At 46.8% G+C, this 15,041-nt stretch carries 13 protein-coding genes; 12 read left to right on the top strand and 1 reads right to left on the bottom strand.

All coding sequences use genetic code 11. The features are described from left to right. Positions 1 to 70 precede the first annotated feature (70 nt). From AC1DE7_RS29700 to AC1DE7_RS29645, 12 genes are all read left to right on the top strand, one after another. Positions 71 to 1,657, top strand: coding sequence for an MFS transporter (locus AC1DE7_RS29700; RefSeq protein WP_477535745.1), 1,587 nt, complete (start codon positions 71 to 73; stop codon positions 1,655 to 1,657). A gap of 438 nt (positions 1,658 to 2,095) precedes the next feature. Beyond that, positions 2,096 to 3,130 carry an LCP family protein gene (locus tag AC1DE7_RS29695; protein WP_036671869.1) on the top strand — a complete coding sequence of 345 codons (1,035 nt, stop codon included), beginning with the start codon at positions 2,096 to 2,098 and terminating at the stop codon, positions 3,128 to 3,130. Between the two features lie 184 nt (positions 3,131 to 3,314). Further along, positions 3,315 to 3,740 (top strand): CBS domain-containing protein, encoded by a 426-nt coding sequence (locus AC1DE7_RS29690; protein ID WP_036671868.1) that lies wholly within the window; start codon positions 3,315 to 3,317, stop codon positions 3,738 to 3,740. Positions 3,741 to 4,005: 265 nt separating this feature from the next. Beyond that, complete coding sequence (locus AC1DE7_RS29685; RefSeq protein WP_017691445.1) at positions 4,006 to 4,308, top strand: MazG-like family protein; 303 nt, start codon at positions 4,006 to 4,008, stop codon at positions 4,306 to 4,308. Between the two features lie 5 nt (positions 4,309 to 4,313). Then, positions 4,314 to 5,225, top strand: coding sequence for a DUF2232 domain-containing protein (locus AC1DE7_RS29680; RefSeq protein ID WP_036612044.1), 912 nt, complete (start codon positions 4,314 to 4,316; stop codon positions 5,223 to 5,225). A gap of 11 nt (positions 5,226 to 5,236) precedes the next feature. Next, positions 5,237 to 7,228, top strand: coding sequence for a DHH family phosphoesterase (locus AC1DE7_RS29675; protein ID WP_076216655.1), 1,992 nt, complete (start codon positions 5,237 to 5,239; stop codon positions 7,226 to 7,228). Beyond that, positions 7,225 to 7,668, top strand: coding sequence for a 50S ribosomal protein L9 (gene rplI, locus AC1DE7_RS29670; protein ID WP_036611925.1), 444 nt, complete (start codon positions 7,225 to 7,227; stop codon positions 7,666 to 7,668). The genes AC1DE7_RS29675 and rplI overlap by 4 nt, the downstream gene beginning before the upstream one ends. A gap of 1 nt (position 7,669) precedes the next feature. Then, positions 7,670 to 9,031: a replicative DNA helicase gene (gene dnaB / locus AC1DE7_RS29665; protein WP_036611922.1), complete on the top strand. Its 1,362-nt coding sequence runs from the start codon at positions 7,670 to 7,672 to the stop codon at positions 9,029 to 9,031. Between the two features lie 445 nt (positions 9,032 to 9,476). Then, complete coding sequence (locus AC1DE7_RS29660) at positions 9,477 to 10,763, top strand: adenylosuccinate synthase (protein WP_036671866.1); 1,287 nt, start codon at positions 9,477 to 9,479, stop codon at positions 10,761 to 10,763. Between the two features lie 222 nt (positions 10,764 to 10,985). Next, positions 10,986 to 11,753: a hypothetical protein gene (locus AC1DE7_RS29655; protein WP_477535744.1), complete on the top strand. Its 768-nt coding sequence runs from the start codon at positions 10,986 to 10,988 to the stop codon at positions 11,751 to 11,753. 289 nt (positions 11,754 to 12,042) lie between these two features. Beyond that, positions 12,043 to 12,852, top strand: a complete 810-nt coding sequence (locus AC1DE7_RS29650; protein WP_477535743.1) for a class I SAM-dependent methyltransferase — start codon at positions 12,043 to 12,045, stop codon at positions 12,850 to 12,852. Positions 12,853 to 13,338: 486 nt separating this feature from the next. Continuing rightward, positions 13,339 to 14,871 carry a peptidoglycan DD-metalloendopeptidase family protein gene (locus AC1DE7_RS29645; protein ID WP_477535742.1) on the top strand — a complete coding sequence of 511 codons (1,533 nt, stop codon included), beginning with the start codon at positions 13,339 to 13,341 and terminating at the stop codon, positions 14,869 to 14,871. Between the two features lie 70 nt (positions 14,872 to 14,941). On the opposite strand, the gene AC1DE7_RS29640 is transcribed toward AC1DE7_RS29645, so the two are convergent. Then, positions 14,942 to 15,037, bottom strand: coding sequence for an IS3 family transposase (locus AC1DE7_RS29640; RefSeq protein ID WP_477535106.1), 96 nt, complete (start codon positions 15,035 to 15,037; stop codon positions 14,942 to 14,944). Positions 15,038 to 15,041 lie beyond the last annotated feature (4 nt).

Genomic DNA, 15,041 nt, shown 5'->3' with positions numbered 1-15,041 from the left:
GGTTTAATATATATGTACCAAACCAACTGTACGATACTGAATTTACGATCTGATCGGGAGGTAACATGTGATGCAAAAACAAATGAAATGGCCGCTAATCCTGTTCGCCATAGGGGTATTTATGGCTGCGCTGGATAACGGGATCATCACCTCTTCACTGACCACCTTAAATGCATCATTTGGTGTGTCGCCAACATGGGGAGCATGGACGATTACGCTTTACACGCTTGGGCTTGCGGTGAGTGTACCTATTGCGGGCAAACTGTCGGACCGTTATGGTCGCAAGAAACTATTTTTGATTGAAGTGGCGTTGTTTGGGATCGGGTCCCTGCTTGTCGCGTTGAGCACATCGTTTACCTTTTTCCTGATTGCTCGTGTCATTCAAGCTTTGGGCGGTGGTGGGATTTTTATCATTGCCAGCTCATACGTATTAAGCAAGTTCCCGGCGGAGCGACAAGGTACAGCCTTGGGTCTGCTTGGAGGGATGAATGGTGTTGCCGCTATTTTGGGACCCAATGTCGGTGCTTTTATACTGGATCTGACCGGAAATTGGCATTGGTTATTCCTGATCAATGTGCCGATCGCCATTCTGTTGTTCATTGCAGGTATTCGATTAATCCATGAGGAGCAGGAACTTAATCGTGCAGCAGTGGACTGGAGCGGTATTGCTGTCCTAACGTTGGGTGTACTCAGTTTAATGTATAGCTTCAGCAATCTGGACGGTGTGAACATGCTTCAAAGCCTGGGATCACCGATGTTCTACGGTTTCTTCTTGGCAGGTGTAATCATTCTGGTGCTCTTTTACTTCATGGAAAAAAGGCTGGAAGGATCTGAACGTGAACCTGTTGTATCGACACAGCTTCTGGGCATTGCGTCCTTTCGCTGGACGCTGTTGATTGCCTTTTTCTCCGGAGCCATTCTGGCCTCGGTGATCTTTATTCCCGGATTTGTTGAGCAATATCTCGGCGTATCCAATACGGCTTCCGGGTACTGGTTTACTCCGCTTGCGCTGGCATCTGGCATCGGGGCAGGTGGAGGTGGATACCTCGTTGACCGCAAAGGGCCAATCTGGACGTTATCGGTTGCGGGGTTGCTATCTGCCATTGGATTCCTGCTGTTCCCGCTATGGGTGGAGCATATCTGGCAATTTGTCATCGCGAGTACACTCGTAGGTATCGGTTTCGGCATGATGCTTGGTGCGCCAGTTAACGTACTTGTCACGGAACAGGCGGGGGAGAACAACAAAGGCATCGCGGTAGCGACCAGTTCGTTATTCCGCCAGATGGCGATGGCTATTGCGCCTACGATTTTCGCTGGATTCCTGGCACGTTCTTTCATTAATCTGGGATCCAACATTCAGGCAGGATTCGCTGACAAAGGAATTCAGGTGCCGCCGGCGATGCTGGAGCAATATGCCTCAGGTGGAGCAGCAGGGAGTGATGTATCCAGTCTGACAGAGGGCCTGTCCCAGATTCCTGATGCAGGTATCCGTGATGTGTTGCTCCAGGCAGTGCATCAAACGACAGGGCAGGGTTATAATGGCCTTTTCTGGTCTGCGGTGGTATTCAGTGTGCTTACGCTGGTAGCTGCGCTTATAACGGGACGTCTGCGTCAAAAAGAGAAGAGCCAACATGTGGAAAGTGTATCCACAAACTGATTCGATAACGTTAGAAATGAAGAGAACAGTGCACCTTTTGTAGCTAAAAAGGAGTCGCTGTTCTTTTCAATTTAACCGGATTGTAACTTTTCTTGCTCCTGCAATGATTACAATAGAACGAGCGTAAGCGGTGTCTTGATTCAAGAGAGAGAAAACTTCAGAGAACACCGAGTCACAAGACATCTCAGACGTTTAATTGGTATTATATAAGTTGAACGAATCGTTACACTTCATCACTGCGAGTTCAGAATAACCTTCCGATCGCTGTTATCCCCAGATTTTTTTAAAATTACCTTATTCAAAAGGTAAAAATCCGTTGATAAAGGCGAGCGCTACGCTTCTTCAGGTTTTTTCTGACCTCTCCGTTATTAGTGTAAATATTAGATGAAACTTATATAGTAGGCAGTATCATTTCGATAGTGAAGAAGGAATCGATGGATGAAAAGCAGAACTAAAGATAAGAAGAAGAAAAGAAGAAAAGGCCTATATATAACGCTCGTTTCACTTGTTGTTTTGTTAATCGGAGGGTATTTGTTCCGTCAGCAGCTGGCTGTAGCGGCATTTGATCTGTTTCTCGCCGGTTCAGTAGAAGATCAGTTATCCCGCTCTTATGTACCGCAAGAAGGCAACAACACGCCTGATCCAACGGTATACCGTAAGGAACCATTCTCCGTGTTACTGCTCGGTTCGGATAAACGCGCCTATGAGAAAACGCGTGGACGTTCCGATACCGTCATCTATGCTGTAGTACGTCCGAAGGAATCCCGTGTGCTGTTGGTATCCATTCCACGTGATACGTATGTGCAGATTGTAGGACGGGATGCCAACAAGGACGGCGAAGATGATTATGATAAGCTGGCGCATGCCTATGCTTTTGGTGGGGAGAATATGTCCATCAATACGGTGGAGAAATTCCTTGATGCTGATGTGGGTTATTATGCAACAATCAACTTCGACGGAATCAAAAAAGTGGTTGATGCGCTTGGTGGTGTAAAACTGCCAATCGATGAGGACATTGTGAACAAGAATCCGGATCATGTGCAATTCACGATTGAAGGTGGTAAGCCGATCTATGACGGGCAGGAAGCGCTGTATTATGTAAGATACCGTGAGGATAGCGATTTTAATCGTACCAAGCGGCAGCAGATTTTCCTGAACGCGATGGCGAATGAGATGCTGAATTTGAATCAAATCGCCAAAATTCCGGAATTGATTCAGATCATGGGAGACAGCTTCCAGACGGATATGCGAGCTTCTTTCATTATTGATCTGGCTAAACAAGTGCTTACTCAGGAGAAACCACAGATTTCAAGCTTCACCATTCTGGGTGAGGGGATGAAAAAAGACGGTATCTATTATGGTCAGGCTGACGAGAAAGATGTCCAATATGCCAAAGAGCTGATTAACAACTGGATGGATCAATCTACCCCAGCCGGTGAAGTCATGATCCCTGACCGGCAAAAGATTGAATAACCAATTCCATACCAATGATGTGTTGTAGACCACAATCAGCAGTACGTTTATTCGCGGGCTGCTGTTTTTTTTCTTTGTATTGAGAACTATTATCCTTTTGGAACATCCTGCGTTCTGATCCGTATAATATAAGTTGAGCGAGATAAGTTGAACGAAGAAATTCACAAGGAGGATACACAAGGGTATGAACATCGCATTTTTTTTGCTACCCAAACAAGAGGTTACGTGCGTGACGTCGGATTCTACACTGCGGCAAACGTTGGAACGGATGGAATATCATCGTTTTACGGCGGTACCCATTTTGAATAAAGAGGGCAAATATATTGGTACGGTTACCGAAGGCGACTTACTGTGGTATATGAAGAATGCCGAGGGAAAGATTTCATTTGAAAACGCTTCAAAATTCTTGCTCAAGGATGTTCCCCTTCGCTTGGATATGAAACCTGTATCCATTAACGCCAACATGGAGGACCTGATTAATCTGGCTAAAGTTCAGAACTTTGTTCCTGTGGTCGATGATATGGATCGGTTCATTGGTATTGTCAGACGGAGTCAGATTATTGAGTACTGCGAGGGCATTGTAGCCAAAGAATCGATCAAGGCTAAGTAAGGCTGTTACGAATTTAAACATTATTGTGTCATGATGGATAATCACAGCCGTCCGGTATCATGTTAAACTTAAGAAGTCCTGAATCAGGGCCGCATTCGAAGTTTTTTACAAATATATAGGTCGATAGGATGTACGGAGGACTCCGCATAAGTACCTGACATCAGTTTCGGAGAACTTCTCCGTTTTTTGGGGTAATTTTGCGGGCCCTCTTTTTATGCTATAATCGAGAATAAAGCTTTTTCGGGGGAGAGTGACTTTCGCCAATATGCCTAAAGAACTGGATGTAGCCAAACGCGCTAAAGTGATTGAATGGCTGAAAACCGAAGTGCTTGATCAGGTATCCCGATTATTCAAGGCGTTATGGGAAGGCAGTACAACTCGAATCGGGGACAGTCTTGCCAGTTTGATTATGAGTAGTTACATATTGGGCCGCAGGCTCGGTATTCCTTTCAAGGATCTGGATGCACTGCTAGTTGAGAAGTTGAAAAAGCATAAACAGGAAGGTCACCAGCTTGAAGACTGGTACCAGGATATTTCCGCGCTAGAAGATCATATGCGTAAGAGGTGAATTTGTTGAAATTTAGCTTTAAATCAGCTGTTTGGAGCGCAGTTTATCTGCTCTTGCTACTTTCGCTGTTAACTCCTTTATCGGTACTTGCCATATTTTTTATGATGATTCCGGGAGTTATTTTGTATGCTTCATTATCTTTAAAATCATTTATATGGCATCTCGTGCCCGTAGCCGTTATATTGGTCGTATTCCACCCCATCTACCTGTTACTATTGCTCATCTTTACCCTGCCTGCGATCGTTATGGGGCACGCGTATAAAACACGTAAATCAGCCCTGTTCGCCCTGATGGCGGGAAGTGGCATGATGTTGGCAGAATACTTGTTGTTGCTCTTGGTCGGCAGTGTCATTTTCCAATTCGACCTGTCCAGTTATATTGAAGATGTGGTCAAATTGACCATTGAACCGCTAACCAATACATCGAATCAGATGATCAACGGTTTTGCATGGACACCTGAGATGACCGAGGATGTTGCCAAACAAACACAGCTTATGATTCCGTTTGCTCTCGTTGTCACATCGATGGTAATGGCCTTTATTACACACGCCATAGCTCGTCCAATTCTTAACGTGATGGGTGTGGTGGTATCGAAGCTTCCACCAGCGAGAGAATGGCGTATGCCGCGTGCATTGATCTGGTATTATTTCCTTGCTCTCTTGATCGAAGTGATCTCCAGACAAAGTGATGGAACATACTGGACCATGATTGCCATGAATCTGTCCCCGTTAATTAATCTGGGCTTCATGATTCAAGCGATCGGTTTCTTCTTCTTTCTCTCACATACAAAGAAATGGAATCCGGTTATACCATATTTCCTGGCGGCTGCGGTTTTCTTCATTGGTCCGCTTCGGATTATCGGAATTATCGATCTGGCGTTCCCGCTTCGTGAGGCAATATCGAAATCAAAACGATAGGGTGATGAGTCATGCCTAAATTTCTGAAGAAACGCTGGCACGGCTACTATACCGTATGGGCGTTCATACTGCTGCTGTTGCTCGTTATGTTCGTTACCATTTATAACTGGACGCTTGGTTTGATTAGTCTGATACTGGCTTCGGCGCTGGGAATCGTCATGATTAAGGCGGAGCTCGCGTTCCGCCGTGAGCTTAACGACTACATTAATGGCCTATCTATTCGGATCAAACGGATGGAGGGGGAAGCGGTCAGCATGCTTCCATTCGGAATTGTGCTGTACAGCGAAGATCGTACGGTAGAGTGGCATAACCGCTTTGTCGCGGAGATGTTCCAGGAGAAGACAATGGTGGGTAATCCGCTACTTAATATGTTTCCCAAACTTCCTCAGCCTAAAGAGAAGAAGGATGGGACGAAGGAACATTCATCCAAGGAGTTGCATGACGAATTCCAGTTGGATGATCGGCATTATGGAGTTATTCATAACCCGCAGGAGCGGTATGTATATGTATACGAGATTACGGAGCTAGCCATTCTTCGTGATAAATATGAAAATGAACGCCTTGCATTGGGAATTCTCGTTCTGGATAATCTGGACGAGGCTGCCCAAGGCATGGACGATCAACAGCGTACAGCGCTGATTGCCCGAGTGACCAGCGAAATTACGTCATGGGCCAAGCGGTACGAAGTGTACCTGCGCCGTCTGTCTTCTGATCGTTATCTGTTGATGCTGAATCATAAGTCTTTGCAGGAACTGGAGCAGAGCCGATTTGTCATTTTGGATGAAGTTCGGGAGATGACTGCTGACCTCAAAGTGCCAATGACACTCAGTGTTGGACTGGCGTTTGGATCGGATAGCATCAGCGAGATGGGAGAACTGGCACAGTCCAGTCTGGACATGGCACTTGGACGTGGTGGTGATCAGGCTGCCGTGAAGTCCGGACAACGCCTGTCTTTCTATGGCGGTAAGTCTAACGCAGTGGAGAAACGGACACGGGTAAGAGCCCGCGTTATTGCACACGCGTTGCGTGATCTCATGCAGGAGAGCGATCGGGTGCTCATCATGGGGCACAAAATTCCGGATATGGACGCGATCGGCGCATCCATCGGAGTGTGGAAAGCGGCCAGTCTGTACAATGTGGAAGCCCGAATTGTTCTGGATGGAATTAATCCATCGATTGAACGCATGATGGAGCAAGTGAACAAGGACGAGAAGTTGTCCAAAGCATTTGTATCACCGGAACAGGCAACCCAGATGATGACCGAGCACACGTTGCTGGTGGTAGTGGATACCCATAAGGCCTCCATGACCATGGAGCCAAAACTGGTACAGTCTGCTACCCGTGTCGTCGTTGTGGATCACCATCGCCGGGGCGAAGAGTTCATCAATGACGCAGTGTTGATCTATCTGGAACCTTATGCGTCCTCTGCTGCCGAATTGGTAACCGAACTCTTGCAATACATTCATGATAAGGTACAATTCACTCCGCTAGAAGCTACGGCTCTACTTGCCGGGATTACGGTGGATACGAAGCATTTTGCACTGCACACGGGGTCCAGAACGTTCGAAGCGGCAGGTTTCTTGCGCCGTAGCGGTGCGGACACCATTATGATCCAGCGGTTGATGAAAGAGGATCTGTCAGAATATATTGCTAAGGCAGAAATCATAAAGCATGCTAAAATGGTATATGGAAACATTGCGCTGGCGGTCACAGACCCTGGCAGCAAGATTTCACAGATGATGATCGCCCAGGTGGCGGATACATTACTGAACATGACTGACGTGGTCGCTTCATTTGTGATTAGTGAGCGTCCGGATGGACTGATTGGCATCAGCGCGAGATCGCTGGGGCGCATGAATGTCCAAGTTGTCATGGAACGACTGGGCGGTGGCGGACATTTGACGAATGCTGCCGTGCAGCTTGAAGGAACGCTTGGAGAGGCAGAAAAACGGCTGACGAACGTACTGGCTGAAATCGAAAAGGAAGAGGGGCTGTTCGAATGAAAGTCATTTTTATAAAAGATATGAAGGGTCAAGGCAAGAAAGGGCAAGTGAAAGAAGTATCTGAGGGTTACGCACAGAACTTCCTATTGCCACGGGGAATCGCACGTCTGGCAACAGACGGCAACATGAAGACACTGGACAACCAGAAGGCGGCTGAAGAAAGACTCAAACAGGAAGAGAAAGCGGAAGCGGAAGCACTTGCGAAAAAGCTGGAAGCAGAAGTGACTGAACTGAAAGCCAAGTCCGGCGAAGGTGGTCGTCTGTTTGGCGCCATTACGAGCAAACAGATCGCAGAAGCTTTGTCTAAAAAGGGTCTGAAAGTAGACAAACGCAAAATTGAGCTGGACGAGCCTATTCGTACACTCGGCGTAACACAAGTAACTGTCAAGGTTCACCCTGAAGTGAAGGCAACCTTGAAGGTACAGGTAACGGAAGAGTAAGATGGGCGGAGAAATGTTATTCGACCGGATTCCCCCGCAGAACCTGGAAGCCGAACAGGCCGTGCTGGGTGCAATCCTGTTGCAGGGCGAGGCCCTGATTACAGCGATGGAACGGGTGCAAACCGAGGATTTCTATGATAAACCCCATCAATTAATCTTTGAAGCGATGATCCAGCTTGGTGAGGGAAATCAACCGATTGACCTTGTTACACTGACTTCGCTTCTGAAGGATAAAGGTGAGTTGGAGGACATCGGGGGCGTTAGTTATCTGGCTAAGCTAGCCCATGGTGTACCTACAGCCGCGAACGTAGACTATTACGCTCAGATTATCGAAGAGAAATCGATGCTGCGTCGCCTGATTCGTACGGCAACACAGATCGTGAGCGAAGGATATACAGGCGGAGAAGATGTTGCAGCGATGCTCGGAGAAGCTGAACGTCGCATTCTGGAGATCTCCAACCGTCGCTCCAGTAGTGGTTTTATAGCCATACAGGACGTACTGATGGAAGTATTCGATCGTGTGGAAACACTTCATCAGAATAAGGGTACAACAACAGGTATTCCGTCCGGGTTTATCGATCTGGACAAGATGACTGCCGGATTCCAGCGCAGTGACTTGATCATTGTAGCGGCCCGTCCTTCCGTAGGTAAGACGGCCTTCGCCCTGAATATCGCTCAGAACGTAGCCATTCGGGCCCAGGAGACGGTAGCCATCTTCAGTCTGGAGATGTCAGCTGCCCAACTGGTGCAACGTATGATCTGTGCGGAAGCCAACCTGGATGCCAGCGTAATGCGTATGGGTGACTTCAAGGGTGATGAAGACTGGCAGAAGCTGACGATGGGTATTGCAGCTTTGTCAGAAGCCAACATCTTCATAGATGATACACCAGGGATTACCGTAGCGGATATTCGTGCCAAATGCCGTCGCCTGAAGAAAGAGAAGGGCCTCGGCATGATCCTGATTGACTATCTTCAACTGATTAGTGGTCGTGGTAAAGCAGGGGAGAACCGTCAACAAGAGGTATCCGAGATTTCACGTACACTGAAACAGATTGGCCGGGAACTGGAAGTTCCGGTTATTGCCTTGTCCCAGCTGAGCCGGGGTGTAGAGCAACGTCAGGACAAACGTCCGATGATGAGTGACTTGCGGGAATCGGGTTCGATCGAGCAAGATGCCGACATCGTAGCGTTCCTGTACCGGGATGACTACTATAACCAGGAGACCGAGAAGAAAAATATTATCGAGATCATTATCGCTAAACAGCGTAACGGTCCGGTAGGTACGGTTGAACTGGTCTTCCTGAAAAACTTTAATAAATTCGTCAATTACGAGAGGGCGCACAATGACGCCTTCGCGATGTAACGGGCAGGTGCTGACGACTTCGATCAAGAAGCGAGAATCGTCTGTCCCAAAGATCAACCATTAGAGCAACTGAACGCAAACATGTGTTATAAATACCAGATATAGATTCACATTGAAATGGGTATCCTTGAACCGGTGATAGCAGTCAAGCAAGCTTGGACTGAAGTCTCCGGTTTTTTGTGTTGAAATAATGGGTAAATCCCGAACATTACGGTTGTACTATATCTAATTGTTCGCCATTTGATTTGACTTTGAAAAAGGGTACTGGTACACTAATACTGCTGCGTTAAAGCAGCGCAAACCTTCCCTTGAATGTAACGGAAGGACATTTTTACTGTCCGTTAGCACGCTTCTCAGTCGGTTTATTGCGTAACATGCCTGCCGGGATAGAGGACGGACAGACCAATACAAAGGTGCGCAAGGCACCCACGGAGGAATGTTAACTATGTCAACGGTAGTTGTAGTGGGAACGCAATGGGGAGACGAAGGAAAAGGTAAAATCACGGATTATCTGGCGGAGAGCGCTGATGTGGTGGCTCGTTATCAAGGTGGTAACAATGCGGGTCATACAATTCTGATTGATAACAAAAAATATAAACTGACGATGATTCCATCAGGGATTTTTTACACGGATAAAGCGTGTGTTATTGGTAACGGAATGGTTATCAACCCGAAGGCACTCATCGAAGAAATTAACTATATTCATGACAATGATTTTACAACGAAGAACCTGTCCATCAGTGAGCGCGCACATATCATCCTGCCATATCACATGGTATTGGATGCACTCGAAGAAGAGAGCAAAGGCCCGAACAAAATCGGTACGACTGGCAAAGGAATTGGCCCATGTTACATGGACAAATCAGCTCGTATTGGTATTCGGATGGTTGACCTGCTGGATGCTGAAGATTTCGAACTGAAACTGCGTCATCTGGTCAAAGAAAAAAACCGCGTCATCGAGCAAGTCTACGGCGGCCAGCCTGTTGATGTGGAAGAGATTCTGCAAGATTACCTCGGATATGCTGAAATTCTGCGTCCTTACGTACGTGATACATCGGTTGTTCTGAACGAATATATTGATGAGGACAAAAAAGTATTGTTTGAAGGTGCACAAGGCGTTATGTTGGACCTTGATCAAGGAACTTATCCATTTGTTACATCATCCAATCCGTCCGCAGGTGGCGTATGTATCGGTTCTGGCGTAGGCCCGGCTCGTATTCAACAAGTCATTGGGGTAGCGAAAGCTTACACAACCCGTGTAGGAGATGGCCCATTCCCTACGGAATTGCATGATGCAATCGGTGACCAAATCCGTGAGACTGGACATGAGTACGGTACGGTAACTGGACGTCCACGTCGTGTAGGTTGGTTCGATAGTGTTGTTGTTCGCCACGCGCGTCGTGTCAGTGGAATTACAGGTCTGTCCCTGAACTCTCTGGACGTAATGACAGGTCTGGAAACCGTAAAAATCTGCACAGGATACAAATTCCGCGGCGAGGTCATCACACACTATCCGGCAAGCCTCAAAATGCTGGCAGAATGTGAAGCAGTATACGAAGAGATGCCAGGTTGGAGCGAAGATATCACTGGAGCGAAGAAACTTGAAGACCTGCCAGTGAACACACAGAATTATGTAAAACGTGTTTCCGAACTGACAGGCATTCCAATTGCCATCTTCTCCGTTGGTCGTAACCGTGAGCAAACAAATCAAGTTCTTCCAATCTACGAGTAATCGAAGAAATAGAGAGATTGTTTCTTGAATTATAAAATAGAATCCTCTGCTGACTTAGGCATGTTAAGCCTTCAGTTGTTGCTTTTATAGCGATGACTGGAGGTTTTTTGTATGTTTATCGGATATAATCCCGAGATTTCCGTCAATACTGGTTAACAGTAGAGTCACAGACCCCGACATGCGCATGTTAGACGGGTGGGATAATCGGAGGGAGAGAACGGAATGAAGTTGCTTGTGTGGTTTGTCAAAATCGTGCTAACCGTGTTGCTGGTCAGTTCACTGACACTGCTCACGACCGGATTAATTGTACAGTCATATGCGAAGTCGCTACTCGCGAGTTTCAATATTCAGTGGGAAGGTCAACCCATGGGGTTAACCGCCATGTTCCAAGGTGCTTTGGGCGGTAAAACCAGCGAGGGGAATAAATCGGGAAATGGGAAGACAGATCAGCCGACAGGAGCGGACGAAGAGAAGGTTCCGGAAGATGCTGTTTCAGTTATGGGGAATGGAACGGAGAGCGGTCAATCTGGCGTAGATGCAGGCAACAATGCGTCCCAAGGAAGTGGCTCAGGCGAGGGCACAGGGGAAGGTTCAGGTACAGATACGACCGTAGGATCAAACTCAGGCACAAGTGCAGGTAATGGGACGGATACCGGCACGGGTAATGACTCAGGAACAGATCAGGGTAGTGGTTCAGCTTCAGGCAATGGAACCGGAGCAGCCAGCGGCGGTGCTTCTTCAGGCAATGATGCTATTGTCGTATCACCGGATGACATTACAGGAGCGAAGGACAAGCTACCAGCAGAGGAGAAAGAAAAAATCTTCAGCCTGCTCATGAATAAGCTTCCACAGAAGGAAATGCAACAGATCTCAGGTGCCATGGAAGGTGGCCTAACGGAACAGGAATTACGTGAGATTGAACAGGTGATCTCGAAGTACCTGACCAGTGAAGAGTACGACAACCTGATGGAAGTACTGCAAACAGAATAGGATGATAGGCAGGCAGGGAAGACAGGTGTGCTCATAGACGTATCGCCTGATTCATAATGTAATGGACTTGTCGAGGATGATTGAATATAATTTATTTATATAAATTCTGGAAATGCCTGTAGGAGGGTACAGTGTATGAAATATAAAGGTAAAGAACACGACATATAAAAACGTTCAGGCAACATTGCAGAAATCTCCAGTCCAATTCGTGGACCTCCGTTCATAGGTGCTTTCAAGAGAACCGATGGACTTGTGTTTACGAATACACTAATTGGAGGTTGTATTGACCATGAACTTATATCATTCTAATTCAGAACCATCAGTAAAAGAGTTTGCCGAGGCGGCGAAAGAGCGATACGAGCAAGGGCTGCAAGAGGCGGACCAGCCGTTTAGTGGCTGGGATTTTAGCTATGTAACAGGGAGTGGGAGACTCCAGAGCGGAATATTGCCTTGGTCATATGGAACGATGGCGCGCCGATTATTGAATCAAACAGAACGAATGCTCGACATGGGGACTGGTGGAGGAGAGATGCTGTCCAGACTCCGTCCCCTTCCTCCATACAGATGTGCGACCGAGGGCTATCTCCCCAATATACCTATTGCAGAGGAACGTTTACAGCCGCTCGGTGTGAAGGTGCTTCCAGTGACTGATGATTCGCAACTTCCTTTCACAGATGGGGAATTCGATCTGATTCTTAATCGGCATGAGTCGTATGATGAGCGGGAAGTTAGGCGGATTCTATCGGTAGGGGGAATGTTTCTAACTCAACAGGTAGGTTGGTCAGATTGCAGGGAGATCAATGATCGGCTCGGCATTCCTATGCCAGCGGATTACGCTGGATGGGAACTGGATCGTGCTGTTCTTCAGCTGGAACAGTCTGGATTCCGTATTCTGGAGCAACGGGAAGCAACCCCTGCACAACGTTTCTATGATATAGGCGCACTGGTATATTATCTAAAGACTATCCCGTGGCAAGTACCTGATTTCAAAGTGGAACAGTTCCGTCAGCCGTTAATGGATATTCATATGGAGATGGAGCACAATGGATTCTGGGAAGTACAGCAAAAGCGATTTGTAATTCTTGCAGTCAAAGAATAGAGACATAAAAGTTAATTTCTATTGTGGCATGAGATGAAATCCAGTTTAAGATAAACCACAAACAGGTTGTTTACGTAATCCCTTATCAGAGTTGATCTGGTGAGGGATTTTATATGTATTTTTATGAAAAATAAAGCATATTTCACTGGGTCTTAGAACCTAGTCTTAATTTGCGAACAAAAGTACATAGTACAGCGGATGTTGAGGCATAATGGGTGATGGACCAGCCGTACTATCTTATGGATAATTCAGGGAAAGCAAGCGGGGCGTGGCTTTACGGTGTGACGTGTAGAGTTGAAATGAGTGTAAAACCTGTGTTAAAGTATACGGGTGTGATAAAAGGTTAAAATTTTGACACTTTTACGAGCGCAGCTAAAGTCCTGATTTTGCGGACACCCAATACAAGTATCAACGAGCATGGGACAGACACGATGGGTGATGTCTTGACAGAAATGCGAACTGAGAAGTGCTGAAAAGGAGAGAATCATGAAAGGTTTCAGAGGCATACGCCAACCGGGCAAAGACCGGGTACACGAACAATCCGGGGAACACCGGACGGCCGAAGACAAAAACAACATGAGCATGTCCACCTTCAGTGTGAATAAGAAGCGCGTTCTGGCCTCGCGCAAATGGATCATTACAGCAGCATGTGGTGTATTCATCGCAGCATCGCTCGGGTTCGCAGGCAAACAATATGTTACTGCAAACACCGTACCGTACTATAAAGTAATGGTTAAAGGTAGCGAGATTGGTACCATTGCAGATGAGGCACAATTACAACAACTATTTACAGACAAAACTGAGGAATATCAACATAAATATCCGGATGCAGAGATGGTGCTGAACACGGATGGCATCACAACCGAAACGGTAAGAGCGTACAAACCTGAAGTGAACAGTGACGAGACGCTGGACAAACTGGGTGACATGCTGACAGCCTACGCCAAAGGTGTGGAGCTCAAGGTAGACGGTGAAGTCATTGGTATCGTGAAGGATCAGGCAACAGCTGATGCAATCCTGGAACAAGTGCAGAGCAAATACATATCGGCATCGGCTGTGCGAAGTTCGCTTAAGACGAAGTCGGTATCGGCTAACTCCTCGAAGAAAGAGGAGGGACCTATCACAACCCTGAAGTCGGTAGGCATCAAGGAAGATGTAGCGACAGATGTGGTGAAGGCTGATCCAAACAAAATATGGGATGTGTCCGAGGCGGTTAAAGCTTTAACCGTTGGTAAAGACGCGCCTGTAACTTATGTGGTTCGTGAAGGAGATACAATCTCTTCGATCGCTGCCAAGTATGAAATTACACAAAGCGAGATTCGTAAGCATAATCCGGGCATCAAGGAAACGTCGCTTCAAATCGGAGACGAACTGACCTTGACCGTTCCGAAACCGGCGGTAACCGTTAAATTGGTTGAGCAGGTTGTTGAACAAATTGAGATCAAACCGCAAGTGGAAGTGCGCAAAAGTGATGAGTTGAAAGCAGGTACAACAAAAGTCGTGCGCCCAGGACAAAGCGGCTTGAAAAGCATGCAGTATCGTATAACCAAAGAAAATGGTGAAGTGGTTCAGGAAGAGTGGCTTGGTCAGGAAGTGATTAAAGCAGCTGTAACTGAAGTAGTCCTTAGCGGAACAAAAGTTGTTGGTGAGGGCACAGGTGAATTTGCTTGGCCGGTATCAAATGCAACGATGAGTAGCAGCTTTGGACAACGTTGGGGTCGCCAGCACAAAGGTGTCGATCTGGTAGGTAACCGCGATGTGAAAGCGTCTGATGAGGGTGTAATTACGTTTGCAGGACAGAAAAGCGGCTATGGTAATGTCATCATTATTAACCACCGTAACGGATACGAAACACTGTATGGACATTTGAACAGCATTGGCGTTAAGGTTGGACAAGTGGTTGAAAAAGGCGAGAGTATCGGCGTTATGGGCAACACGGGTCGTTCGACTGGAACACATCTGCATTTTGAGATTATTAAGAATGGAACGGTAGAAAATCCGTTAACGTATCTGAACTAATATAGAGCTTAAGTAGAGCAAGGTTTGGTCATAGCCCCGTCAAGTAGACAATAAAAAAAGAGAAACTCCATTAAGCGGCGACTTTTTCCCGGAATTCAATTGGGGAGAGGTCGCCGAGTTTGTTTTGGAAACGGTCCTTGTTGTAAAACAACATATACTCTGTAATTTGG

It is taken from the genome of Paenibacillus sp. 10L310 (assembly GCF_056395745.1).
Note: the sequence above shows the minus strand (reverse complement) of the source record. Positions and strands in the feature narration are given on the sequence as shown.